The sequence below is a fragment of the Luteolibacter sp. SL250 genome (assembly GCF_026625605.1).
Taxonomy (GTDB): domain Bacteria; phylum Verrucomicrobiota; class Verrucomicrobiia; order Verrucomicrobiales; family Akkermansiaceae; genus Luteolibacter.
Window position 1 is genome coordinate 1,479,864 of the sequence record NZ_CP113054.1, and the last position, 24,034, is coordinate 1,503,897.

Here is a 24,034-nt window from a genome sequence, read left to right on the forward strand (position 1 = left end):
CATCGGCGTCCCGCCGATGCCATCTTGGGCAGGGACGGTTTTGCGGCATATCCGCTATGTCCGCTTCGCTCCCATTCCCAACCGTCAGGTAGTGCGGATGTGCCATCATCCGGTGGTTCCGATTCCCTGATGGCCTTACCCGATTTTTCCAACAGACTCCCTAACCAATCGATCCGTGGATTTCCCGGGGGATTCTTCCTTCCGCAGGCGTTGGTGATGGCAGATGACAAAAGGGAGAATGGCGGGGATCGGTGCGAGTGTGTTGGTCGTGGCGATGTTGGGCGGCGGAGGGATTTTTCTGATGCCAGATGGATCAAGATCTCTTCGGGAGGCGGGTCGGTCGCTGCCATCGGGTGACAGGATTGAAGCGGGAGGAACGAGCCGGCGCGAAAGGCCCGCTCCGCCGAAGGTGGGCATGACCCCCGCCGAAGCGCGGGAGCGATTGGTGGTGGCCCGGAGGATCGAGGACATCCGCTCGCGCGCGGCGGCATCCCGGGAGGTGATCACGGCGCTGTGTGCCGCTGGACATGCGGAGGAGGCGTGGGGATTGATCGAGACGGATCCGGGTCCCGTGCGCAGCCACCAACTGGAGGTGTTCTTCCGTTACGCCAAGCTGGCGGACCAGGCGCTGTATGAAAAACTGCTGGGGCTGTCGCCGCAGGAGATGTCCGCCGGAATGCGTGGCCTGTGCCAGCGCTGCCAGCCGGAGGAGCTTGCGGCGTATCTCACCTCGCCGGGTTTCAAGGACTTCTTCGCCAGACTGGAAGCGGCGGGCTTCACGAAAAACGGACTGGCGACGACGCTGTCCCCGCTGCTACAGCTCCATGTGCGTGACGCCGCCACCGGGGATGTGGCGGGGCAGCGCACGCGGATGGAAACGATGGCGGGGCTCTACGCAAAGGGGCTGCTCACCCCGGAGGGGATGGTGGAGGTTCTCAAGAACGGAAACCTGTTGAATATCCCCGCGAGGGTCGATGCGATGCAGCGCATCCCGGACCTTGGTGATGGCCGCAACGCGTTGCAGACCTACCGGCGCTCGCTCATGTCAGCGTGGGTGAAGAGCGACCCGGAGGCCGCGCTGGCCGCCGCGCGTGCAGGCCCACAGCCGCTGATGGATCTGAGCAATACCTTCAGCTCCTGGGCGAAGGTGGACGCCGCCGCCGCGGCGGACTGGTATGAGAAGAACGCCACCACCATGGCTTGGGAACACAGGGACGCCGCAGCGATGGGTGGCTTCGCCATTTCCGTGGACCTTGGTGACTACGATGCGGCTCGGGAGTGGATCCGCCAGATCTCGAAGGCGGAGCGCAGGGACCACCTGTCGAACTATCTGGCAACGCGGGAAAGGGGGAGATGAGTGCTCCTTCCGTCGTCGTTTCATTCATTTACGATTTCGATATAAAATAAAATTCCGAATTAAATTGCTATTCGAAATCCCTTCCCTTATCGAGTGAGGATTGATCGTCAGCGGATTATCCGTCCGGTCTTGCTTGACCGGTTCTGTAACGCAAAGTCCCCGCCAAGTTGTAGGAATGCGTTAACAGAAAGAACTATAGATATGGATATTTATGTGGGCAACCTGCCCTATACCGCCAAGGAAGCTGATATTGCCGAACTTTTCGCTGCCTTTGGTGACGTGCAATCGGTGAAAATCATCACCGACCGCGACACCGGATCCTCCAAGGGGTTCGCCTTCGTGACTCTTGCGGACCAGTCCCGCGTGGATGAAGCTGTCAAAGCACTGCATGACACCGATTTCCAAGGCCGCGCCCTGCGCGTGAATCCATCGGAACCCCGTCAATCCGCACCACGTAGCGGCGGCTACGGCGGCGGTGGTGGTGGCGGCGGCTACGGTGGTGGCAACCGCGGCGGTGGTGGTGGCTACAAGGGCGGCGGTGGCGGCGGCTACAAAGGCGGCGGTGGCAACCGTGGTGGCGGCAAAGGCGGCTACGGCGGCGGCTGGTAAGCCTCCCTTCCCAAGGTCATACCTTGATTTCGTGGCCGGTGTCTCCTCGCGGGACACCGGCTTTTTCTTGTCCTTGATGTGTGCCAGTGGTTGTGCGGCCGCAAACTCCATGCGTGACGGCGGCGCACCGGGGCGATGGACTGGAGCATGGCTTCATGGAACGAGGAAAGGCCGGTCCAGGCAGGTATCCGTGACGGGGTGCTGCGCCGTGTCATGTGGGGGGAGCCGGAGGCGGAGATCATGCACATGCTGGAGGTGAACCAGGTGCCGCCCGAGCTGGCGCGGGAGATGTATGGCGAGGCCCGCCGCGAACGCCTGCGGAAACTTCGCGCATGGGAGTGGCGGAAGGTATGGACCGGTGCGCTGATCCTCGCTGCGGGTGTTCTGATCTTTTCCACCGGCTGGTTTGTGCTGGAAGGATTCCGGGTATGGGGTCTGCGCGTCGTCGCCGTGCCTGCGCTGATCTTCGGCTATGGCCTGTGGCGTTTCGCCACCGGGTTGGCAGGGCTGATCATGGCTGCCTCTTTCACCGGTCCGGTGGGGGACGTGGAGTGAGCGGGGACAGGGCGAAAGCACTCGCCACCCCCGTCAGGTTCATGATACTTCCCGGCGGATAAAGGATCATGAAAATCTCCAGCCGTAGAGCTATCGTCATTGGAATCCTTCTTCTGGGGTGTGCCGTGGTTGTTCTGATCATTTCTGGTGGGATGCCGCAGGCAGGGACCGGAAGCACGGGCGGGAAGGCGTCCGCGAAGCCAGGGAACATCCGGCATCGGGATGGACTGATTGCCAAAGCCGGAACCGAAGCGGAAACGGAGGATCAGGGCAACGCAATGCATGCGACCCGGTCCAAGCTGCGTCCCGTCGAAACGGATCTCGACAGACTGCGGCGTGAAAGGGACCGGATTGTGGATCGGATGCAGATCCTCGAACGGGCCGGGTTGGGTGAGCGACATCCCTCCAAGGTGAAGGTTGTGGATGACCTGAGAAAGGTGGAAGCGGATATCGCGGGAGCTGGAGGTGCCCCTCCTTCAAATCCCTGATGCGTGGAAAGTGTAGTTCTCCCTGACGTCTTGGATAGGTCATTCCACTCCGAGATGAACGGTCTCTATGGTGCCTCCGCGAGTTTCGCCCAGTCCCGTTCCGGCTGGAAGCCCTGGGAGACGAGGGATCCATGGAGAGCGGAAAGGAGATGCTTGGGTGGGAGGCGGTCGCTGCCATCCCATCTGACGGCTGCGCATTTGAAGCAGATGAGCAGGGTGCTGGTGGTGGTTCCTTTTTTGCGGAACTGGATGGCATGATGGTCGATGAATGCGCAGCGGGTCCGGATGTCCTCCGCGCGCGGGTCCAGTGACCGTATGGAACTTTCCAGGGATGCGGTGGCGGTGGGGGACAGATCCACCTGCCGGTGGATCCGGCGTGGCTTTCCGGAATCAGCCTTACTTTCCGTATCCAATGGATGTGACTGTTCGATGATCCGGACGGTATCCGCGCTGCGGATGGCATCCGCCAACGAGTCCCGGTAGGATGTCATGTCATGGGTGGGTTGCGTTTGCTGCTGATAAGCGCACGCCTGGATCAACAGCGGGATAACCAGCAGTAAGAGGAGCCGCAGCATGGATGGGGAGGTTATGGAAGCAGCCGCTTCTTGAACCGATACCCCGTCTTGTCATACCCCAGCCGGGTGTAGAATTCGTGGGCGTCATCGCGCTGGAGGCCGCTGTGGAGGCGGACGTCCTCGATGCCACGTGAACGCAGGTCATCCTCCGCGGTGGCGATGAGCGCCTTGCCGATGCCTTTCCGCCGGTGGCCTTCCGCGACGGACAGGGCGAGGATCCAGCCGACGGGGATGGAGTATTCATAGACCGGCAGGACGATGACGCCGATGAAGCCGACGACCCGGCCCTCCACCTCCGCGACCAGCGTGTGGTAGTAGTCCGCGGACATGGAGCGCATGCGCTCCGCGACCTGTTCCTCGGTGGATGGGTAGCCGAGATCCGCCATCAGGACGGACATGTCAGCGGTGTCCGCAGTGGCGAACGGGCGGATGGTGGAGGACATGCGGAAAATTCTCAGTCAGGGGATCCGGCGTTCTTTCTCAGGGAGCGGATCTCCGCCGCCGCCTTGGCGATCCGTGCCTCCGCCTCACCGATCTTCTCGCGCTCCTTGGCGATCCATTGGTTGATCCGGTCACCTTCCCTGAGTCCGGCGTAGATCCGGGAGGGACGCCGGTTGACCTTGACCCGGGATTTCACATCGTCCTGCTCCTCCGCCCGGCCTTGTTCAAATGCCTTCGCCGCCTGCTCCGACCGCCGGTGGATTTCCTTCTTCGAGCCATCAATCTGGCGGTAGGTCAGTTCGATGAAATTCTCCAGGTAGGTGATGCGTCTGCCCGCATCCGCGTCCCGCGCCTCGATCATCTCCTCGAAGGCGGTGTGGCGCATGTCCTCCGGCAGCGCGGCCTCGAGCCTGGCGGGATCGGAAAGGGCTTTCTCGATGGCCTTGTCCGCAGCCTCCCTGTCAGCCTTGGCCATGGCGCGTGCCGTTTCCCGGTCGTGGGCGGCGGCATCCTCCTTCTCCTTGCGGAGCTGCTCGGCGGCGGCACCGGGTTTCACCTCGAATTTCTCCGCCAGTTCCCGTGGCAGCCGGTTGAAGGGGACGCGGGCGGTGCCGGCATCATGGGTGACTTTGACCCCGACGGCGTCCGAACCGATGATCTTCGCGTTCTCGTAGACCTTGTTGTCCCGGGTGGTGAGGGTGCCCAGGTCCATCGGCAGCTCCACCGCCGCGGCGGGCAGCGCGGCCAGTGTGGCGGCGAGCAGCAGTGCGACGATGGATGGCTGGAATGGCATTGTGGTCCGGGAACGATTTGGGCGGACTATGGGGGCTCCCTGCCCGGGAGGACAGGAAATAGTCATCCGTGGCCGGAAACTCTGGGGGCGTACTCCGAAGTTGAGCTTGGCAGGAGGGGGGATCGCGGAGTGCGATGGGGCCGCATGATCGCGATCACGGAAGGACAACCGCTGCCCGGACTGGGGGAGGCGGTGCGGCATGCATTTTCGCCGAAGGGGATCCTGGCGAAGTCCCGGGATTTCGAATACCGGCCGCAGCAGCAGGAACTGGCGGTGGCCGTGGCGGAGGCGCTGGTGAGGGCGTCTCCGCTGGTGGCGGAGGCGGGGACCGGGGTGGGGAAATCCCTCGCCTATCTGGTGCCCGCCGCGCGTTTCGCCCTGGAGACCGGGCGGAAGGGGATCATCTCCACCCACACGATCAACCTGCAGGAACAGCTCGTCCGGAAGGACATCCCCATCGTCCGCAAGGTGCTGGGGGAGGAACTGCCCGCGGTGTTGCTGAAGGGACGGCAGAACTATCTCTGCCCGTTGCGGCTGAAGCGCGCGCGCGAACAGGCGGGGGATCTTTTCACCACCACGGAGAGCGAGGAACTGGAGGCCATCCGCCGCTGGGCGGAGGGCACGCGAGACGGCACGCTGAGCGACCTGGAGTTCCAGCCGTCGATGAAGGTCTGGCTGCAGGTGTGCAGCGAGGCGCACCTCTGCACGGCGCGCTACTGCGGGCCGCGCGGGGATTGCTTCTTCCAGGAGGCGCGGAAGGCGGCGGCGGACGCAAAGCTGGTGGTGGTGAACCACACGCTCTTTTTCGCCCTGATGAACACGGATGAGATGTGCGGCGACGAAGAGTCCGCGAAGGCTCCGGGCTTCCTGTTTCCGAATGATTTCGCGGTGCTGGACGAGGCCCACACCATCGAGCAGGTGGCGGCGGTGCAGCTCGGGCTGCGGCTTTCCCAGGCCGGACTGAAGTTCGATCTCCAGCGGCTCTATCATCCGCGGACGCGGAAAGGCCTGCTGAAGTCCTTCCGGAAAGCGTCCGCCATGATGGCGGTCGAGGAGACCCTGGTGGCGGCGGACCGTTTTTTCCACCGGTTGGGGGATGCCGCGGCTTTCGCCAGCCATGCGAAGGAACACCGTGTGCGCCAGCCGGAGATGGTACCCAACACGCTGGCGGAGCCCCTGCGCAACCTCTGGCTGGAGCTGGACACCATCGCCGCGGATGTCGAGTCGGAGGCGACGAAATCGGAGCTGCAGGACGCCGCACGGAAGCTGCGTGAGGCGCATGGCGCGGTCGGTGTGTTCCTCGACCAATCTTCCGAAGACAGCGTCTATTGGGTGGAGAAAGGCGGCCGGGAGGAGACGCACTACAGCCTGCATGCCGCCCCGGTGAACGTGGCCGACCGGCTGCGCCCGTTGCTTTTCTCCGGACCGAAAAGCCTGGTGCTGACGAGCGCCACACTCGGCGTGGGGGATCCTGCCCTGGGATACTTCCGCGGGCGGGTGGGGGCGGAAAGCTGCCGCGCGCTGAGCATCGGCAGTCCGTTCGACTACCAGCGACAGATGAAGGTCAGGATCTACAAGTCCGTGCCGGAACCGAACGCGCCTCGCTACGATGAACTGCTGGCGGAGGGCATCCGCCAGGCGGTGAGCGAGAGCGAGGGCCGCGCCTTCGTCCTGTTCACCAGCTACCGCATGATGCGGGACGCGGCGCAGCGTTTGGAGGGATTTTTCAAACGGAAGGGCTGGCGTCTGATCATGCAAGGCGACGGTCTGCCCCGCCATCGCATGATCGAGGAGTTCCGGAATGACCTGCACAGTGTCCTTTTCGGCACCGACAGTTTCTGGACGGGGGTGGATGTTCCTGGTGAGGCGCTGTCCAACGTGGTGGTCACACGGCTGCCCTTCGCGGTGCCGGACCACCCCCTCACGGCCTCCCGCCTGGAGGCCATCGAGGCGGCGGGGGGGAACCCCTTCATGGACTACTCCGTGCCGGAGGCCATCCTCAAGATGAGGCAGGGTGTCGGCCGTCTCATCCGCACCGCCAGGGACAGTGGATTGGTATGTATCCTCGACAACCGGATTCTCACAAAGAGATATGGAAATCTCTTTCTCAAGGCGCTGCCGGACGCGCCGGTCGAGATCATCGGATGAGGGCGGGAGGGGAGGGGCTCCGCCGTGGGGCGGATCAAACCGCCGCGAGTTTTGACACCGCTTGCTTCAGGAAAGCCGCGCTCCATTGGCCGGGGGCGGTCGGTGTTTCACCGATGAAGCCGTAGTTCAGCACGCTGCCGTACTGCGCGCATAGTAGACGCGAGACGGGGGCCAGCGGGCCCATGCCCATGGTGGCCACCGGCAGGCCGTGGTCCGCTGCCTGGAAATCCGCCAGACGCGCGACGTCCGCCGTGGAATTCATCCGCGCGGCGGCTTTGAAGACGGCGGCGCCGGCGTCCCTCGCCAGTGCGGCGGCGGTCTCCAGTGCGGCGGTGGACGGCAGTTTCCCGAAGTCATGGTAAGATGCGACCCACGGCAGTCCCAGGTGCGCCATCTCCTCGACGACGGCGGACATCTCGCTGATGCTGGCGACCTCGATGTCGATCAGCGCGGCATCCACGATGGCAAGCCGGATGAGTTTTTCGCGGTTTGCATGACTCAACTCGATCGGGCTTCCCTCCTCTTTCCGCCGGGCCGTGAAAAGCAATGGCATATCCAGAAGATGCGACCATATCCCGCGCTCCGGAGTGGTGCCTTCCGCCACCAGCAGATCAAGCCGGATCTCCAGGAGGTCCGCGGCCGCCGCAGCGGACTCCGCGGACGTGGCCGGGATCGTTCCGGCACGGCCGAAGCTGCCAACGATGTTCGGTCGGTTGAGGATGGGTTGCGGGCGCGGCATGCCCCATGGAGAACCACCCGGGGCGTCCCGTCAATCGCTTGCGGCGGAAGGGGACTTCATTTGTAATTACACGAAATAATTTTCATTCTGATCCGAGCTTTTCTCTGGTCAACCCGGACACCCAGCACCTAGTTATCTTGGAAACCCGATTCTCATGATTCCTTTCTTTCAAAAAATCGCCGTATCAGCCGTCGCAGTCACCGCATCCCTGGCTTTTTCCGCTTCTGCGGTTGCCCAGGCAGTGAAAGTCACCGCAGAAAAACCCAGCTTCGATGATCTTCCTTCCCCGACCGATTTCGGTGGCGCGAAGAGCAAGGCCTTCAAGCCGAAGGACTGGCTGGAAGTGGAGACGAAACTCAAGTTCCAGATGGCCCCCGCGCCGAAGTCCCAGACGCTGGAGCGCATGACGGTGAAGTGGTACATCGCCGTGAAAAACCCGGAGAAGAGCGGCACCTTCCTGCTGCTCACCAAGGACATCGAGTATGTGAACATCGCCCTTGAGGAAGATGTCTTCTCCTCCGTCTACCTCGCCCCGGCTTCACTCAAGCGCCTCACGGGCAGCGACAGGGCCGGAAAGGGCTCGGTCGAATACGTCGGCTTCGAAGTTCTGGTCAACGGTGAGAAACTCGCCGCCGACACCAACAAGGGCCAGGTTGGCTGGTGGAACGCCGCCTCTGACAAGATCTCCCGCACGGACACCGTGCCCCTCCTGAGCAAGAAGGAAACCCCCTTCAGCGTGATGTGGTGGGACCGCTACGCGGAAGAGGCACCGGTCCGCCGCTGATCCTCCCTGCCTTCGGCGTGCCGGAATATTCCGGTACGCCTCTCCTTGTTTTTCCGATTTCCACAAAAAACGCATCATGGCTGATACCCCAGCAACCGTCGCCCTCAACATTGGTTCCCAACGAATCGGCATGGCCGTATTCGAAGCCGCGAAAGGCGGAGGGCTCGTCCTCAAGGCCTACGAATCCGAAACCATCGTCGCGGATCCCGCGATGGAGGCCGCCCGCGTCTCCCAGACCCGCATCGCCGTCGCCAGCCTCGCCCAGAAGCTGAAGGTCGGAAAGTCCAGGGTCCGCTATGCGATCTCCGGACAATCCGTCTTCACCCGCTTCGTCAAGCTGCCTCCGCTCCAGGAGGACAACATCGAGCAACTGGTCACCTTTGAAGCCCAGCAGCACGTTCCTTTCCCCATCAACGAGGTGGTGTGGGACTACGAGCTGATCGAGAACCCGGGCGAGAAAGAGGTCGTGATCGTCGCCATCAAGGGCGACGCGCTGGACGAGATCAACACCGCTGTCACGGATTCCGGCCTCAGCACCGTCGAGGTGGATGTCGCGCCGATGGCGCTCTACAATGCCTTCCGCGCCGCCTACGGCGAGCCTGCGGAGACCGTCCTGCTCATCGACATCGGCGCGCGGACCAGCAACCTGCTTTACATCGAGGGCAAGCGCTTCTTCACCCGCAGCATCGCCATCGGCGGCGCGGCGGTGACCGCCGCCGTGTCCAAGGAATACGGCGTCTCCTTCATGGAGGCGGAAGGCACGAAGGTGCAGCACGGCATGGTGGCGCTGGGAGGCGGCCACACGGAACAACTGGAGGAAAGTGTCGCCGCGCTGGCTGGAGTGGTCCGCAACGCGCTGACCCGTCTGCCTGCGGAAATCGCCCGCACGACCAACTACTACCGCAGCCAGCAGGGTGGCAGCGCGCCGACGCGCGTGATCCTGGCCGGTGGCGGTGCGAACCTGCCCTACACGCTGGAATTCTTCCAGGAGAAGCTCAACCTGCCGGTGGAGTTCTTCAATCCGCTCGGCATCGTCACCGCGGGCAAGGGCATGGATCCAGCCGTGCTCCAGCGCGAGGGGCACCTGCTCGGTGAACTCATCGGCCTCGGCCTGCGCGGTCTGGGCAAATCCAAGATCAACATCGACCTGGTCCCGGCCGTGGTCGAGCAGGCGCGCGCGGCGGACCGCCGCAAGCCATTCCTCATCGGTGCCGCGGCCCTGGTGCTGCTGGGTGCCGGTGGATGGGCCGGCCTGCAATACATGGCCTGGCAGAAGGCGGAGAAGGAAAAACTCCAGCCGCTGACGGAGACCAACGAGCAGCTCAACCCCATCGCCGACAACATCCGCGGCCTCCTCCGCGAAGAGGAAGGCATCCGCAAGGTGGCCTCCGGCTACACCGAGGCGGAAGACGACCATGCCTACTGGTATGACCTTCTTTCCGAAGTGCGCGGGTCCTTCGCCAGCGACGCCGTCTGGATCACCGATCTGGAGCCGCTCAATGGCTACAACCCCCTGGCGGACACCAAAGTGGACCCGAAAGCCGGCCAGCCGAAATCCATGGTCAAGGCTGACTTCTTCAGCTCCGCCTACGGCCAGACGAATCTCCTGGTCCTCACCGCGGATGCTCCGGCGAAAGGCCAGGCCGCGAAGCCCGCTTCCCTCACGGACGCGAACGCCATCCGCATCCGCGGCTTCTGGCGGGACAACCCGGCCGGCCAGAACGTGGTTTCCGAGATCCTCAAGAAGATCCGGGAGAACAAGCAGGCCTTCAACTTCGACCTGCCCGGCAAGGACGGCAAGCCCGTCACCCTCAAGGACGAACAGATCCTGAAGGTCTCCGTCGGCAACGCCGGCAGCGGTGAACTGGGATTCCCCTTCGAGGTCACGCTGCCCCTGGCAAAGCCCGTCGCCATCAAATAAAACCCCATCGGAACATTTTTCACTGACCTCATATGAGTTGGATCAAGGATAACAAGTTTGCCGCCACCCTCGGCGGAATCACCCTGGTGGGTGCCGCCGGACTGATCGTCGCGGGCCTCCAGTTCTCCGGCAAATATGCCGAGGCCCAGGCGGCCTACGAAGAGCAGACCACCATCACCAACGACGCGGAGAACCTCGCGTTGTACCCCACCACCGCCAACGAGCAGGGCAAGCGCAAGGCCGTGGCCGACTACAAGGCCGCCGCGGAAGCGCTCCAGACTTCCTTCGGGAAATTCCGCCCGGAGAAGCTCGACAATATCCCTCCGCAGGAATTCACCAACCGCCTGCAGGCCGCGAACACGGAGGTTCTTGCCGCCTTCCAGGCCAGCAAGACGGAGGTGCCGGGTGTGTTCTTCCTCGGTTTCGAAGGTTATACGGGTTCCCTCGCCAAAGGCGCTGCGACCGGTATCCTCGACTTCGAACTGGGGGCGATGAAGGAGCTGATGCTCTCCCTGGCCAAGCCCGGCGTCTCCCAACTCGTCAACGTCCGCCGCGAAAAGCTGGTGGAAGAGGACGGCGCCGCCTTCAAGGAAGAGACCGGCCAGGTTGCCCGTGCGCTTCCGGTGGAGGTCGTTTTCAAGGGCTCCGAAGCCGCCGCGCGTGAGTTTTTCTCCACCATCGCGGGATCGGACAAGCACTACTACGTCGTCCGTTCCGTCCGCATTTCCAACGAACGGAAAGGCCCGCCGCTGGCCACGGATGCGAAGTTCGATGAACCGGCGCCTGCAACGGATGCCGCCGCCCCTGCGGATGGTGGCTTCGCCCTGCCTCCGGACCCTGCTGAGGCCGCTCCGGCCGCTGATGGGGCCGCCGCCGCTCCCGCTGCGGACGCCGCACCGGCTGAAGCCGCTCCTGCACCCGCTCCGGTGGATACCAGCAGGATCCTCCAACAGGTGCTTGGCACGGAAGACATCTACGTCTTCGTCCGCATCGACATCATGCAGTTCCTTCCCGCGAAAAAATTCTGAGGTTCATCCCTTCTAAAACCCGCTTTCATCCATGTCCTGGTTATCGAAAAATTATGAGAAAGCCGCCCTCGGCGGTGCCGCGGTCATTGCCCTTGGTCTGGCAGCCGTCGGTTTCCTGAAGGTCGGCAAGGTCGAGGAAGACTTCGCGACCGAACTCAAAGGCTCCGGCAATGACAATCCCGCCGTCAAGGATGCGGATCTCGTTGCGAAGGCGTCCGCCTCCCTTGGCAACAAGCGCAAGTGGGACCAGGCGGATGACAAGGGCCGCCCGGTCAATCTTTTCACCGGCATCCCGCTGTTCATCTCCAAGTCGGATCCGTCCAAACCGGTGGATCCCTACGGCGGGGATCCGATCCATCCTCCGATCCCGAACCAGTGGTGGCTCCAGTACCGCCTGGACCCGGGCTTCGGCGACTCCCCGCTGCGGGATCCGGACAGCGACGGTTTCTCCAACCTCGAGGAGTTCAATGCCAAGACGGACCCGACGAACCCGTCCGACTTCCCCGCGCTCATCAACAAGCTGGTCTATGTCGGCGATGAGAGCCTCAACTGGATCCTCCGTCCCGGGTTCGACACCGACGGCGGCTTTGGATTCAACTACCGCGACAACAAGGGCGGCACCAACCGGATTCCCGCCGGCGGGGTGGTGAAGCCGGATGAGATCTTCTTCGCCGAAGGTACGATGAAAGGCCGATTCAAGTTGCTCGGCTCCGAAACCCGGAAGGTGAAGAACGAGCGCCTCAACATGGAGCAGGACTTCAAGTTCGTCCGGGTCGAAGACCAGAAGGCGAACAAGAAGGGCAAGATCTACGAGCTCAAGCAGAACTTCCGCGATCCGGAAGAGATCCCCGCCTACAGCCAGTATGACCGCACCGCGGTGCTGAAGCTGGATGCGCTCGATCAGGGCGGAGCCGAGTTCAAGGTCGAGGAAAACACCACTTTCGGTCTCCCGGCGAACTCCGACAAGAAGGACTACCTCCTGAAATCCGTCACTCCGGAGAAGATCGAAGTGGAGTATACCGCACCGGATGGATCGAAAAAATCCATCGAAATTCCGAAACGTTAGACTTTACAAATAACGATTTGATGTGTCCCCGAAAAAATCTCTTTCCAAAGTTTCATAACACCGCCAAAAACCCGAAATCACGTATGCAAAAAACGCCAATGTATCGTTCCAGTCGCACCGCCCTCGCGTTGATGGCGGTGGCTACCTCCATGCCGGTGACCGTAACGGTCGCCACGGCGGGTGAAGGTGGCAGCTATAGCGGGCTCGCCCAGCGCGAAATGATCCGCCGCCAGGAAGCGGTGGTGGATGGTGACCGACTTCTCGGCGAAGGCCGCGAAGCCTATGCGAAGGCTGACTACCAGGTCGCGGTGAACAAGTACCGCGAGGCGCTGGACCGCCTTCCTGACGCACCAAGCCTCGAGGACCGCCGTCTGGAATATACCGCCCACCTCGCCGATGCGAGCGTGGCCCTGGCGCAGCAGCACCGCCGCGTTGGCAAGTACACCGAAGCCCGTGCGCTCCTGGATGGCGTCCTCGCGCCGAACGTGGATCCGGAGAACGCCGCGGCGAAGCGTGAGCTCAGCTACCTGGACGACCCGATCCGCACCAACCCTGCCCTCACCTACGAACACACGCAGAATGTCGATGCCGTCCGCCGCGGCCTCTACATGGCGGAAGGGAACTACAATCTCGGCAAATACGACGACGCCAAGCGCGAGTATGAGAACGTCCTGCGCAAGGACCCCTTCAACTCCGCGGCCCGCCGCGGCCTGGAGCGTCTCGCCGCCGCCAAGTCCGACTACTACCGCGCTGCCTATGACCACACCCGCGCCGAGCTTCTGATGGAAGTGGACAAGGCCTGGGAACTGGCTGTGCCAGCCACCGTGCCGGACTTCGCCCCGCAGACCGGTGGTGGTTCCGGTGACTCCTCCGGTGTCGCCTACATCACGCAGAAGCTGAGGACCATCATCGTCCCGCGGATCGATTTCGAAGACACCACGGTTGAGGAAGCCATCGACTTCCTCCGCATGCGCTCCATCGAACTGGACACCATGGAACTGGATCCAGCGAAGAAGGGCGTGAACTTCATCGTCCGCCGTCCACGTCCGGCGGCGGCCCCCGCCCCTGCGGCGGATGGCTCCGCCCCGGCCGACACGCTCGCCGCCGCTCCGGATCCATCCACGATCCGCATCCCGCAGTTGCGCGTCCGCAACGTGCCACTCCAGACCGCCCTCCAATACATCTGCGACGCTGCCAAGCTGCGTTTCAAGGTGGATGATTTCTCCGTCACCCTCGTTCCCCAGAACGAAACCGGCGAAGACTTCTTCATGCGCACCTTCAGCGTGCCGCCTGATTTCGCGACCGCACTTGAGGGTGCGGGTGGCGGTGGTGCCGCGGCGCCGGTCGATCCGTTCGGCGGTGGCGATGCCGCCGGCACCTCGGCCCTTTCGGCCCGCAAGCCGATCCGGGAACTCCTGATCGGCAACGGCATCACCTTCGCGGACGGCAGTTCCGTGACCCTGACTGGTGGCAACCTGGTCGTCCGCAACACTCCAAGCGAACTCGAAAAGATCGAGAGCCTTGTGGACGTCATCGCCAAATCAGCGCCGAAGCAGGTCAAGATCACCACCAAGTTCGTCGAAGTCTCCCAGGAGAACACGGACGAACTCGGCTTCGACTGGGTGGTCTCCCCATTCGGTCTTTCCGAAAACCACCTCTTCGGCAGCGGCGGCACCATCGGCAGCGGTGGCTTCCGTGGTTCCGGTGACTTCGTCAACCCGGTCAACGGCCTGACTCTGCCGAGCTTCCCGGCGGATCCGACCCAGAACGTCACCAACATCATGACCGGCGGTCTCCGCTCCGGTGACCAGGCGATCAACCGCAACAACATCGACGCGATCCTCAACAACCCGAACCGCACCGCCCAGCAGGCGAACGTGGCACCGGGCATCGCGGCCCTCACCGGTCTGTTCTCCGACGGCCAGGTCCAGCTCATCATGCGCGGCCTTGCCCAGAAGAAGGGAACCGACCTCATGACCGCACCGTCCGTGATGGCGAAGAGCGGCCAGAAGGCCAAGATCGAGATCATCCGCGAATTCATCTACCCAACCGAATACGAACCCCCGGAACTTCCGAACAGCGTCGGTGCGACCGGCGGCACCGGCGGCGGTATCGTCGGCGGTCTGGGTGGCGGCTCCGGCATGTTCCCGGTCACTCCGGCGACTCCGACCGCGTTCGAAACCCGGAACACCGGTGTGACGCTCGAGATCGAGCCGAACGTCGGTGAGAACGACTTCGTGATCGAGCTCCGCTTCATCCCGGAAATCGTCGAGTTCGAAGGCTTCATCAACTACGGCAGCCCGATCCAGTCGCCCTCCACGGACATCCTGGGCAACCCGGTCACCGTCACCATCACGGAAAACCGCATCGAAATGCCGGTGTTCTCGACCCGCAAGGTTGACACCTCCCTCACCATCTATGACGGCTACACCGTCGCAGTCGGTGGCCTGATGCGCGAAGACGTGCAGAACGTCGAGGACAAGGTGCCGATCCTGGGTGACATCCCGTTCATCGGCCGCCTGTTCCAGAGCAAGTCCGAGAACCGGATCAAGAGCAACCTGATCATCTTCGTCACCGCGCAGATCATCGATGCCACCGGCCGTCCGCTCCGCGGACCGGATTCCGCCCCGACATCCACCCCGGTCTCTACCGGCGGCGATGCGAGCTTCCCTCCAGGAGTTCTTCCGGACATCAGCCTGCCCCAATAAGGCGGCTGCTCTGACAGACTGACCCATTCCATGCAGGCGGAGGAGAAATCCTCCGCCTGTTTTTTTGTCGCCCATCAGCCCGCTGGGAGCGCCGGTCTTCAGGCCGCAATCATCCTCGTCCCGCATGGATGGAGCAAGGAGGTGGGACACTCCTGTCCCACGTCTCATCAGTCATGGATCACGGATCATCTTTGGGGCGCGCCGGTAGCGGACTTTCCTGCCTTTCCGGAAGAGGTGGACAGGAGTGTCCACCCTCCTTACTGATGAGCATATGCGCGTGCTTGCTCTCACGGGGGGAATCGCTTCGGGGAAATCGACGGTGATCCGGTGGTTCCGGGAACTGCTGCCGGGGGTGGTGATCTTTGACGGCGATGCGACGGTGCGGGCTTTGCTGGAGGGGGATGAGGAGGTCGCGGAGGCCATCTCGGCGGCGTTCGGTGAAGGTGCGGTGGATACGGGCGGGAAGCCGGACCGGGGTTTTCTGCGGGAGAAAGTGTTCGGAGATCCGGCGGAACGGAGGAAACTGGAAGGGATCCTGCACCCCCGGGTGAGGAAGGAATGTCTTGCTTTGTTGGAGCGTGGTGCCAGTAATGGCGCGGGGATTTTCGTCGCCGATATCCCCCTTTTCTTCGAAACGGGCTTCGATTTCGGCCAGGATGAGGTGATCGTCGTTGCCTGTTCCCGGCGGAGCCAGATCGAGCGTGTGAAACGGCGCAACGGCTTCGATGATCGGATGATCGAATCGATGATCGATGCCCAACTCCCCGGAGAAGAGAAAATACGCCGCGCGGATGTGGTGTTCTGGAACGAGGGTCCGCCCGAGGTTCTGGAGGCACAGGTCCGCCGGTTCTGCCAAGCATTCCCCATGACAAGTTCCAACGAGATCGAATCTTCCGAAGCCGGAAACGGAATTCCCGCTGATGTGCCGGCCGCCGCGCCATCGGTGGAAGCAGCCGCCCCGGCGGAAGGTGCCGTCGCTGTTGAGGAACAAGCCCCTGAGGAAGCCGCGCCGAAAATTTCGGTTCCGCCCCTGGTGGATGTGAACCAACTGCGCCTGAAATCCTTCGCGGAGCTGCAGGCGATGGCGGAGGCCGTCCCGGCCCGCATCCCCGGTGGCATCCCCAAGACGCAGCTCGTCTATGAACTGCTGTGCTTCTACGGCAAGGAAGGTGCGGAGATCGTCTGCGAGGGCATCCTGGAGGGGGTGAAGGAGAATTTCGCCATGCTGCGGGATCCGCACCGGAGCTTCCGCCCGGGGCAGGATGACATCCATGTGAGCGCGAACCTGCTGCGGGAACATGGCCTCCGCATCGGCCAGAAGGTGAAGGTCCACGTGAAGGCACCGCGGGAGAAGGACAAGTACATGACCGCCGGGGATGTCATCGAGATCGAGGGCATCCCGGTCGCGGACTTCCAGCAACCGACGGAGTTCGACAAACTGACGCCGCTGTTCCCGGACCAACGCATCCACCTGGAAGGGGAGGGGACGGAGTTCCTCGGCGTGCGTGTCATCGACCTCATCGCTCCGCTCGGCAAGGGCCAGCGAGGACTCATCGTCGCGCCACCGCGGGGCGGAAAGACCATTTTGCTCAAGCAGATCGCGAAGTCGATCAAGCGCAACCACCCGGAAGCGGAGCTGGTGATCCTGCTGCTGGACGAGCGTCCGGAGGAAGTCACCGACTTTGAGGAAACCGTGGGCGCGGAGGTTTTCGCCTCCACCTTCGACGAAGCGCCGAAGCGCCACGCGCAGGTCGCCGACATGGTGATCGAGCGGGCGAAGCGCCTGGTCGAGCAGGGCAAGGACGTGATCCTGCTGCTGGACAGCCTCACCCGCCTGGCGCGCGGGCATAACTCCGCCATGCAGGGCGGCCCCATCGGCTCCGGTGGTGTGAGCCCCGTGGCGCTGCAGAAGTCGCGGAAGTTTTTCGGCACCGCGCGGAACGTGGAGGAGGGGGGCTCGCTCACCATCCTGGCGACCGCGCTGGTGGAGACGGAGAGCCGTCTGGACGACGTCGTTTTCGAAGAATTCAAGGGTACGGGCAACATGGAGGTCCGGCTGGACCGGGAGCTGGCGGAGCGCCGCGTGTTCCCCGCCATCCACATCCCGCAGTCCGGCACCCGGAATGACGACCGCCTCTACCACCCGGATGAATTCGTCAAGGTGGTGGACGTCCGCCGCCAGCTCGCGCAGCAGCCCATCGGTGATGCGATCGAGTCGCTGCTTTCCAATCTCAAGGGCACGAAGACGAACGCGGAGTTCCTGCTCCGCGGCCTGCGCTGACCGGAAAGTCCAACTACCCCCGCCATGAAATTCCTCGCCGTCGTTTCCATCGTGTTTCTCGCCGGCCTCTCCGCCGTGGTGGCGCAGGAAAAAAGGAAGGATGGTGTCTCCGCCAGCGGGAAGATCGCCTGGCATGTAGTGAACGCCGGGGACAACGGTGTCTCGGAGGTTTTCATCTCGGAGGGGGACCAAGGCGAATCCGCCGCGCAAAAGCTGTGTGAGGCCATCTCCATTGCGAATACGGAGGTCTTTGTCTCGCCGGATGATTCATGGATGATCGTCCAGACCGGCGGGCCCAGTCTCGGGATCAATCTCATAGCCTTCCGCCGGGAAAACGGGATGATCTACAACGAGGAGAAAGACCCGGACATCGGTGACGTGGCGCTGCTTGCCGCCTGCGGTGGCGACCGGAAGAAGGCCGACGCCATGGACCACGTCTATGTCCGCTTCACCGGCTGGGCCGCGGACTCGAAGTCGCTGCTGCTCTCCGTGAGCGCGCGGGGAGGCGAGAAGCAGAAGGTGGAATCCTTCTTCGGCATCTACGACCTGGCGGCGAAGAAGATCGGCTACGATCTGGAGAAGTTCAACGGGGTGAAGTGACCCGCCGCGGCTTCCGCTTTCCTGCATCCGCTGCTTCCGGGCGGGGGCGGGTCAATCCGTGATGGGTTCCATGCGGTTCTCCGGTTGCTCGACATCATCTGGCAGGCCCGGGAACAGGGTTTTCAGCAGTTCGGGATTCTGGCGCAGCGCGGCGCCATCAAGGAATTTCCATGGCTGGCCTTCGCTCCGGATGGCGATGAGAAAGCCCGTGGATTTGATTTTCATGTCCTTGATGTGCATCACGTTGGTGCGCGGGATGAAGCAGATCCGGTCCGTTCCGCTGAGATGGACTTTGGAAGGCGGGCCATACTGGTTGTCCAAGACCCGGATCTCCTGTTGCGCGATCTGTGCCATCGCCTGCTCCGTGACCTTGGCAAAGGCTTCCTTCCCCCCGAGCAGTTTGTGGATCGCCGGGTGGGTGTGCTCCACCATGCCGGGAACATCCTTCTTCTCGAAGGCTGCCTCGACCATTTTAACCCCCGCCATCAGTTCCTTGGTTTCCTCCGGCGTGAGTTCCGCGGCATGGGCGGAGGCGAAGGAGGTGGCGCAGACCAGCAAAGCGGGGACTTTCATGGCCGAATCCGATACGGGAGGTCATGGAGCATGGCAAGGAGCAAGCCGGGGAATGGTTCCATGGGGGGCGGCGGAGTTCCGGGGCGCGGACCGCGGAACGCCCGTGGAACGTGGGTGGAACCGCGCATTTGTGGCAACTGTCCGATTGACAGAGTTGCACCTGTTGTTAGCCTCCCGCGCCTTGCGCTGGGGTTTTGAGTTGCATTTTTCCTGCAATCCCAGCCCTAGCCAATAACCTGACATACCAACCACGATGGCAACCAAGAAGAAGGCCGCTAAGCCTGCCGCCAAGAAAAGCGCCCCGTCCGCAGCCAAGTCCGCTGCAAGCAAGACGGCCGCCAAAAAATCCACCGCCGCAGCCAAAGCGCCCGCCGGTAAGAAGACCAAGTACGTCTACACCTGGGGCGCAGCCAAGGCCGACGGTAACGGCACCATGAAGGCCCTTCTCGGCGGCAAGGGCGCGAACCTCGCGGAAATGACCCGCATCGGTCTGCCAGTGCCTCCCGGCTTCACCATCACCACCGAGGTCTGCACCTACTACTACGCGAACCGTAAGAGCTACCCGCAGGAGCTCCAGGCCCAGATGGAAGCCGGTGTCCGCAACATGGAGAAGATCATGGACAGCAAGTTCGGCGATGCCAAGGGCCTCCCCCTGCTGGTCGCCGTCCGCTCCGGCGCGCGCGACTCCATGCCGGGCATGATGGACACCATCCTGAACCTCGGTCTCAACGACCAGACCGTCCTTTCCCTCGCCGCCGTCACCAAGAACGAGCGCTTCGCATGGGACTGCTACCGCCGCTTCGTCCAGATGTACGGCGACGTCGTCCTCGGCGTGCAGAAGCGCGAAGGTGAGGACCACGAGCCTTTCGAAGTCGTCATCGAAGACTTCAAGCACGAGAAATACGGCAAGGACATCATCGACTCCGACCTGACCGCCGACGACCAGAAGGAACTGGTCAAGCGCTTCAAGGCGCTGGTCAAGGAGCGCACCGGCAAGGGCTTCCCGAGCGATCCTTGGGACCAGCTCCGCGGTGCCGCAGGCGCCGTGTTCTCCTCCTGGATGAACGACCGCGCGATCGTGTATCGCCGCAAGTACGGCATCCCCGCCGAGTGGGGCACGGCCGTCAACGTGCAGGCCATGGTTTACGGCAACACCGGTGAAACCTCCGGTTCCGGCGTGGCCTTCACCCGTAACCCTGCCAACGGTGTGAACGAGTTCTACGGTGAGTTCCTCGTGAACGCACAAGGTGAGGACGTCGTCGCCGGTGTCCGCACCCCTGAGCCGGTCATCAACATGAAGAAGGCGATGCCGAAGTCGTACGCCGAGCTCATGAAGGTCCGCACCATCCTTGAGAAACACTTCAAGGACGTCCAGGACGTCGAGTTCACCGTCCAGGAAGGCAAGCTGTTCATGCTCCAGACCCGGAACGGCAAGCGCACCGCCGCCGCCGCCCTCAAGTTCTCCATGGACATGGTCAAGGAGAAGCTCATCGACTGGGAAACCGCCATCCTGCGCAACCCTGCGGAGCAGCTCGACCAGCTCCTTGCCCCGATCTTCGACGCCGCGGAGGTCAAGAAGGTCAAGGCAATCGCCACCGGCCTTCCGGCCGGCCCTGGCGCCGCCTCCGGCAAGGTCTACCTCAACGCTGACCGCGCGGTTCTCGCGGAGGCACGCGGCGAGCGCGTCCTCCTCGTCCGCACCGAGACCAGCCCGGAAGACCTCCGCGGCATGATCGCGGCGGAAGGCATCCTCACCTCCAAGGGTGGTGTTTCCTCCCACGCGGCACTCGTTGCCCGCCAGATGGGCAAGGTTTGCGTCTGCGGCGCCGCAGGCGTCGAGATCGACTATGACAAGAAGACCGTCACCGCCGGTGGCAAGACCTTCAAGGAAGGCGACTTCATGTCCATCGACGGCACCGCCGGCACCGTCTACGGTGGCGAGCTGAAGACCGCTCCTTCGGAAATCATCGCGGGCATCGTCAGCAACGACAAGGCCGCCAAGGCGACCGAGAAGTTCAAGGGCTTCACCCAGCTCATGAAGTGGTGCGCCGACGCGACCCGCATGTCCGTCCGCACCAACGCGGACACCCCGGAGCAGACCCGCATCGCCCTCGCCTTCGGCGCGCAGGGCATCGGCCTCACCCGGACGGAGCACATGTTCTTCGAAGGTGACCGCATCGACGCGATGCGTGAGATGATCCTCGCGACCAACCTTCCTGCCCGGAAGGAAGCCCTCGCGAAGCTCCTCCCCTACCAGCGTGAGGACTTCACCGGCATCTTCAAGGAGCTGAAAGGCCTCCCAGCCACCATCCGCCTCCTGGACCCGCCACTCCACGAGTTCCTCCCTCACACGAAGGAGCAACAACTGGACCTCGCCAAGAAGATCGGCGTGCCGGTGGAAACCATCATCCAGCGCGTGCACGACCTGCACGAGTTCAACCCGATGCTCGGCCACCGCGGCTGCCGCCTCGGCATCGCCTATCCGGAAATCACCGAGATGCAGGCCCGCGCCATCTTCGAAGCCGCCGCTGACGTGGCGAAGAAGAAGATCAAGGTGAAGCCTGAGGTGATGATCCCGCTCGTCGGCTTCAAGAAGGAGTTCGACCTGCAGGCCGAGATCGTCCACCGCGTGGCGAAGGAAGTCATGGGCGAGAAGAAGGTGAAGTTCGAATACCAGGTCGGCACGATGATCGAAGTGCCGCGTGGTGCCCTCACCGCCGACCAGATCGCCGAGAACGCCGAGTTCTTCAGCTTCGGCACGAACGACCTCACCCAGACCGCGCTCGGCATCAGCCGTGACGACATGGGCGCGTTCCTCATGCCCTACACCGAGAGCGACGTGTTCAAGAAGAACCCGTTCGCCACGCTTGACACCGTCGGCGTCGGCCAGCTCATCGAGACCGCCGTCTCGAAGGGCCGCAAGACCCGCCCGGACATCAAGCTCGGCATCTGCGGTGAGCACGGTGGTGACCCTGAGTCCGTCGTGTTCTGCCACCAGGTCGGCCTGAACTACGTGTCCTGCTCGCCATACCGCGTGCCGGTCGCCCGTCTTGCCGCCGCCCAGGCCGCTCTCGCCGAGAAGCGCGCCAGCGGTGCCAAGCCAGCCGCGGCCAAGAAGGCTGCAAAGCCAGCCAAGAAGGCAGCGAAGAAGAAGTAATTCTTCCTGACTGATATCCATGAAGCCGTCCCGGGAAACCGGGGCGGCTTTTTTGTTGGAGCGCGGACTTCAGTCCGCATCTGGAATCACGGCTTTGCGAAGCCAGGCGGACTGAAGTCCGCGCTCCGTTCCTGGCGATGATGTCACCGCATCAGTTTCCGCTCAAGCCGGACAGGCGGTCGCGGACGAAGCGGTCCTCCTCCTCTGACAGCGCCCGCTTCGGCAGGATGCGCGCGTGCAGGTCGCTCTCGAACAGGAAAATGAAGCGGCGGTCCTCGCTCCATTTCCGGATCTTGTCCCAGCCGAGCAGGCGGGTGCCGGTGGAGTGGCTGTAACGGATGCCTTCCTCGTTGATCTCCACCGTGAAGGTTTCACGGAGGGAGGCCTGGGCGTCGAAGGTCTTTCCCAGCCGATGCCTCAGGACGAGGATGACGGTCGGCACCATCACCAGCAACGCCACCACATAGGGCGCGGCGGCCAGCACGTTGTCGTTCCGGATCACCCGGAAGGTGGCGATGGCCACCACCACTGCAGCGAGAAAAAGGATGAAACGGAGCGTCCGCTGCTTCGCCAGGCTCAGGGAGGCGGCGAGGTATTCGTCACGGGTGAACTTGAAGGTGGCCATGAAGCCGTTTATTTCAACAGCGCGAGGATGGGCTGCGGCCAGACGCCGAAGAGCAGGACGGCGGCGGTGAGGACGCCCACGGCTGCCTTGGTGATGGTGGGCAGGACCAGCGGCTGCGCGCCGTCGGCCGGTGCGGACCACCACATGGCGCGGATGACCTTGAAGTAGTAATAGAAGCCTGCGGCGGCACCAATGAAGGCGATCACCACCGGCACCCACAGACCGGCGTCCACCGCGAGGGAAAAGACGAAGAACTTGCCGATGAAGCCTGCGGTGAGCGGGACACCTGCCAGAGCGGCGAGCAGGACGGTGAGGGCGAAGGCGAGTGTCGGGTTCGTCTTGCCGAGGCCGTTGAAGTCATTGACCGCTTCCCCGTCGCGCTGGATGCGGATCTGGGAAAGCACGAAGAACACGCCGAGGGTCATCAGCAGGTAGGTTGCGAGGTAGAAGGACGCCGCTTGGTTCGAGCTGAGGGCCTTGTCAGAGCCGGGGCTGCCCGCTGCCAGCGCGAGGAGGAGGAATCCGGCGTGGGCGATGGAGGAGTAGCCGAGGAGGCGCTTGAAGTTGGACTGGGAGATGGCGGCCAGGTTTCCGAACAGTAGGGTGGCACCGGCCAGGATTGCCAGCAGGGTGATGACCGGGCCGCGGGTGAGGTCGCTGGCCAGGAACGGTTCCAGGAAGCGCATCAGGAGGATGAAGCCCGCTGCTTTCGATCCCACGGAAAGGAAGGCCGTGGTCGGCGTGGGGGCACCCTGATAGACGTCCGGGATCCAGATGTGGGTCGGAACCGCGCCGATCTTGAAGCCGAGGCCGATGAGGACGAGGGCGATGCCGAAGAGGAGCGGAAGCTGCGGAACGGCAGGGTAGGGAACCGGATCAGAAGCGATGGGGGTGACCAGACGGGGAAGGAGTGCCTGCGACATCTCCGCGAGGTTCATGGTGCCGAGGGTGCCATAGACCCAGGCGATGCCATAGACCAGGAAGCCGGTGCTCAGCGCACCGATGATGAGGTATTTCACCCCGGCCTCCAGCGAGCCGACATTCCGGCGCATGAAGGAGACGAGGATGTAGAAGGTGATGGTGACCAGCTCCAGGGCGACGAACGCACCGGCCAGATCCTTTGCAGACGCCACCCACATCATGCCCGCGCAGGCGAAGATGGGCAGGCAGTAATATTCACCGGTGCCGTTCTCGGAACCCGGATGGTCGGTGAAGCGGGCCAGCACCTTGCGGTAGTCAATGGCCAGCAACAGGACGAGGATGGTGGTGAGCAGGGCGAAGATTTTGTAGAACTTCGCGGAGGCGTCGAACTGGTAGAAGTTCCACAACGGCCATTCGGCCCATGTCGCAGCACCCTTTGCTTTCATCACCGCCACACCATTTTCCATGACCGCCCCCTTGGCAGCTTGGTCAGTCCCGATGGCGAAGAACGTCAGGATCAGGATGACCGCCAGGCCGATGGCACCGGCAATGCCGAGCCACGCCTTGCTTTTGCCCGAAGAAAAGGCTTCGGCCATCAGCAGGACGATGCCGAGGGTGACGGTCAGGGCTTCGAGATAGTAAGCGGGCATGGAAGGGAGTTTGCT

At 63.1% G+C, this 24,034-nt stretch carries 20 protein-coding genes; 13 read left to right on the plus strand and 7 right to left on the minus strand.

Annotation, left to right across the window (positions count from 1 at the left end; genetic code table 11):
- The first annotated feature begins 415 nt into the window (after positions 1-415).
- From OVA24_RS06575 to OVA24_RS06590, 4 genes are all read left to right on the plus strand, one after another.
- Entirely contained in the window at positions 416-1,357 is a 942-nt protein-coding gene (locus OVA24_RS06575; protein WP_267674397.1) for a hypothetical protein, read from the plus strand.
- A gap of 201 nt (positions 1,358-1,558) precedes the next feature.
- Positions 1,559-1,966 (plus strand): RNA recognition motif domain-containing protein, encoded by a 408-nt coding sequence (locus OVA24_RS06580; RefSeq protein ID WP_267674398.1) that lies wholly within the window; start codon positions 1,559-1,561, stop codon positions 1,964-1,966.
- A gap of 147 nt (positions 1,967-2,113) precedes the next feature.
- Positions 2,114-2,521 carry a hypothetical protein gene (locus tag OVA24_RS06585; protein ID WP_267674399.1) on the plus strand — a complete coding sequence of 136 codons (408 nt, stop codon included), beginning with the start codon at positions 2,114-2,116 and terminating at the stop codon, positions 2,519-2,521.
- A 68-nt stretch (positions 2,522-2,589) separates the two neighbouring features.
- The gene (locus tag OVA24_RS06590; RefSeq protein ID WP_267674400.1) at positions 2,590-3,009 is read left to right on the plus strand and encodes a hypothetical protein; all 420 of its coding nucleotides are present in this window, start codon (positions 2,590-2,592) and stop codon (positions 3,007-3,009) included.
- Positions 3,010-3,074: 65 nt separating this feature from the next.
- Here OVA24_RS06590 and OVA24_RS06595 read toward each other — a convergent pair whose 3' ends face one another.
- The 3 genes from OVA24_RS06595 to OVA24_RS06605 are packed head-to-tail and all read right to left on the minus strand — an operon-like array spanning position 3,075 to position 4,818.
- The gene (locus tag OVA24_RS06595) at positions 3,075-3,584 is read right to left on the minus strand and encodes a hypothetical protein (RefSeq protein ID WP_267674401.1); all 510 of its coding nucleotides are present in this window, start codon (positions 3,582-3,584) and stop codon (positions 3,075-3,077) included.
- Positions 3,585-3,595: 11 nt separating this feature from the next.
- On the minus strand, positions 3,596-4,027 hold the full coding sequence (locus OVA24_RS06600; RefSeq protein ID WP_267674402.1) for a GNAT family N-acetyltransferase: 432 nt from the start codon (positions 4,025-4,027) through the stop codon (positions 3,596-3,598).
- Between the two features lie 11 nt (positions 4,028-4,038).
- A complete protein-coding gene (locus tag OVA24_RS06605) occupies positions 4,039-4,818 on the minus strand; it encodes a hypothetical protein (RefSeq protein WP_267674403.1) in 780 nt (259 codons plus the stop codon).
- Positions 4,819-4,962: 144 nt separating this feature from the next.
- Here OVA24_RS06605 and OVA24_RS06610 point away from each other — a divergent pair, with 144 nt between their 5' ends.
- A complete protein-coding gene (locus tag OVA24_RS06610) occupies positions 4,963-6,966 on the plus strand; it encodes an ATP-dependent DNA helicase (protein WP_267674404.1) in 2,004 nt (667 codons plus the stop codon).
- Between the two features lie 34 nt (positions 6,967-7,000).
- Here the strand turns inward: OVA24_RS06610 and OVA24_RS06615 are convergent, their stop codons facing one another.
- Positions 7,001-7,705: a type I 3-dehydroquinate dehydratase gene (locus tag OVA24_RS06615; RefSeq protein ID WP_267674405.1), complete on the minus strand. Its 705-nt coding sequence runs from the start codon at positions 7,703-7,705 to the stop codon at positions 7,001-7,003.
- Positions 7,706-7,859: 154 nt separating this feature from the next.
- On the opposite strand from OVA24_RS06615, the gene OVA24_RS06620 reads away from it, so the two are divergent.
- The 7 genes from OVA24_RS06620 (at position 7,860) to OVA24_RS06650 (ending at position 18,093) form a co-directional block, all read left to right on the plus strand.
- Positions 7,860-8,489, plus strand: a complete 630-nt coding sequence (locus tag OVA24_RS06620; RefSeq protein ID WP_324287890.1) for an Amuc_1102 family pilus-like protein — start codon at positions 7,860-7,862, stop codon at positions 8,487-8,489.
- A gap of 76 nt (positions 8,490-8,565) precedes the next feature.
- Complete coding sequence (locus tag OVA24_RS06625) at positions 8,566-10,410, plus strand: Amuc_1101 family PilM-like pilus complex protein (protein ID WP_267674407.1); 1,845 nt, start codon at positions 8,566-8,568, stop codon at positions 10,408-10,410.
- A 32-nt stretch (positions 10,411-10,442) separates the two neighbouring features.
- Positions 10,443-11,438, plus strand: a complete 996-nt coding sequence (locus tag OVA24_RS06630; RefSeq protein ID WP_267674408.1) for an Amuc_1100 family pilus-like protein — start codon at positions 10,443-10,445, stop codon at positions 11,436-11,438.
- Positions 11,439-11,469: 31 nt separating this feature from the next.
- Complete coding sequence (locus tag OVA24_RS06635; RefSeq protein WP_267674409.1) at positions 11,470-12,504, plus strand: Amuc_1099 family pilus-like system protein; 1,035 nt, start codon at positions 11,470-11,472, stop codon at positions 12,502-12,504.
- 98 nt (positions 12,505-12,602) lie between these two features.
- Positions 12,603-15,212: an Amuc_1098 family type IV pilus outer membrane protein gene (locus OVA24_RS06640; protein ID WP_267674410.1), complete on the plus strand. Its 2,610-nt coding sequence runs from the start codon at positions 12,603-12,605 to the stop codon at positions 15,210-15,212.
- A 277-nt stretch (positions 15,213-15,489) separates the two neighbouring features.
- Positions 15,490-17,493: a transcription termination factor Rho gene (gene rho / locus OVA24_RS06645; protein ID WP_267674411.1), complete on the plus strand. Its 2,004-nt coding sequence runs from the start codon at positions 15,490-15,492 to the stop codon at positions 17,491-17,493.
- 24 nt (positions 17,494-17,517) lie between these two features.
- Positions 17,518-18,093 carry a hypothetical protein gene (locus OVA24_RS06650; protein ID WP_267674412.1) on the plus strand — a complete coding sequence of 192 codons (576 nt, stop codon included), beginning with the start codon at positions 17,518-17,520 and terminating at the stop codon, positions 18,091-18,093.
- A gap of 51 nt (positions 18,094-18,144) precedes the next feature.
- Here the strand turns inward: OVA24_RS06650 and OVA24_RS06655 are convergent, their stop codons facing one another.
- Positions 18,145-18,666: a hypothetical protein gene (locus tag OVA24_RS06655; RefSeq protein ID WP_267674413.1), complete on the minus strand. Its 522-nt coding sequence runs from the start codon at positions 18,664-18,666 to the stop codon at positions 18,145-18,147.
- Between the two features lie 253 nt (positions 18,667-18,919).
- On the opposite strand from OVA24_RS06655, the gene ppdK reads away from it, so the two are divergent.
- Positions 18,920-21,823, plus strand: coding sequence for a pyruvate, phosphate dikinase (gene ppdK, locus OVA24_RS06660; RefSeq protein WP_267674414.1), 2,904 nt, complete (start codon positions 18,920-18,922; stop codon positions 21,821-21,823).
- 151 nt (positions 21,824-21,974) lie between these two features.
- On the opposite strand, the gene OVA24_RS06665 is transcribed toward ppdK, so the two are convergent.
- Positions 21,975-22,448: a YcxB family protein gene (locus OVA24_RS06665; protein ID WP_267674415.1), complete on the minus strand. Its 474-nt coding sequence runs from the start codon at positions 22,446-22,448 to the stop codon at positions 21,975-21,977.
- Positions 22,449-22,456: 8 nt separating this feature from the next.
- Entirely contained in the window at positions 22,457-24,019 is a 1,563-nt protein-coding gene (locus OVA24_RS06670) for an NADH-quinone oxidoreductase subunit N (protein ID WP_267674416.1), read from the minus strand.
- Between the last annotated feature and the right edge of the window lie 15 nt (positions 24,020-24,034).

What these genes read in the sequence shown, in the direction of transcription:
- OVA24_RS06575 (WP_267674397.1), top strand. Translation starts at nt 416, where the DNA reads ATGACCCCCGCCGAAGCGCGGGAGCGATTGGTGGTGGCCCGGAGGATC.
- OVA24_RS06580 (WP_267674398.1), top strand. Translation starts at nt 1,559, where the DNA reads ATGGATATTTATGTGGGCAACCTGCCCTATACCGCCAAGGAAGCTGAT.
- OVA24_RS06585 (WP_267674399.1), top strand. Translation starts at nt 2,114, where the DNA reads ATGGCTTCATGGAACGAGGAAAGGCCGGTCCAGGCAGGTATCCGTGAC.
- OVA24_RS06590 (WP_267674400.1), top strand. Translation starts at nt 2,590, where the DNA reads ATGAAAATCTCCAGCCGTAGAGCTATCGTCATTGGAATCCTTCTTCTG.
- OVA24_RS06595 (WP_267674401.1), bottom strand. Translation starts at nt 3,584, where the DNA reads ATGCTGCGGCTCCTCTTACTGCTGGTTATCCCGCTGTTGATCCAGGCG.
- OVA24_RS06600 (WP_267674402.1), bottom strand. Translation starts at nt 4,027, where the DNA reads ATGTCCTCCACCATCCGCCCGTTCGCCACTGCGGACACCGCTGACATG.
- OVA24_RS06605 (WP_267674403.1), bottom strand. Translation starts at nt 4,818, where the DNA reads ATGCCATTCCAGCCATCCATCGTCGCACTGCTGCTCGCCGCCACACTG.
- OVA24_RS06610 (WP_267674404.1), top strand. Translation starts at nt 4,963, where the DNA reads ATGATCGCGATCACGGAAGGACAACCGCTGCCCGGACTGGGGGAGGCG.
- OVA24_RS06615 (WP_267674405.1), bottom strand. Translation starts at nt 7,705, where the DNA reads ATGCCGCGCCCGCAACCCATCCTCAACCGACCGAACATCGTTGGCAGC.
- OVA24_RS06620 (WP_324287890.1), top strand. Translation starts at nt 7,860, where the DNA reads ATGATTCCTTTCTTTCAAAAAATCGCCGTATCAGCCGTCGCAGTCACC.
- OVA24_RS06625 (WP_267674407.1), top strand. Translation starts at nt 8,566, where the DNA reads ATGGCTGATACCCCAGCAACCGTCGCCCTCAACATTGGTTCCCAACGA.
- OVA24_RS06630 (WP_267674408.1), top strand. Translation starts at nt 10,443, where the DNA reads ATGAGTTGGATCAAGGATAACAAGTTTGCCGCCACCCTCGGCGGAATC.
- OVA24_RS06635 (WP_267674409.1), top strand. Translation starts at nt 11,470, where the DNA reads ATGTCCTGGTTATCGAAAAATTATGAGAAAGCCGCCCTCGGCGGTGCC.
- OVA24_RS06640 (WP_267674410.1), top strand. Translation starts at nt 12,603, where the DNA reads ATGTATCGTTCCAGTCGCACCGCCCTCGCGTTGATGGCGGTGGCTACC.
- OVA24_RS06650 (WP_267674412.1), top strand. Translation starts at nt 17,518, where the DNA reads ATGAAATTCCTCGCCGTCGTTTCCATCGTGTTTCTCGCCGGCCTCTCC.
- OVA24_RS06655 (WP_267674413.1), bottom strand. Translation starts at nt 18,666, where the DNA reads ATGAAAGTCCCCGCTTTGCTGGTCTGCGCCACCTCCTTCGCCTCCGCC.
- ppdK (WP_267674414.1), top strand. Translation starts at nt 18,920, where the DNA reads ATGGCAACCAAGAAGAAGGCCGCTAAGCCTGCCGCCAAGAAAAGCGCC.
- OVA24_RS06665 (WP_267674415.1), bottom strand. Translation starts at nt 22,448, where the DNA reads ATGGCCACCTTCAAGTTCACCCGTGACGAATACCTCGCCGCCTCCCTG.
- OVA24_RS06670 (WP_267674416.1), bottom strand. Translation starts at nt 24,019, where the DNA reads ATGCCCGCTTACTATCTCGAAGCCCTGACCGTCACCCTCGGCATCGTC.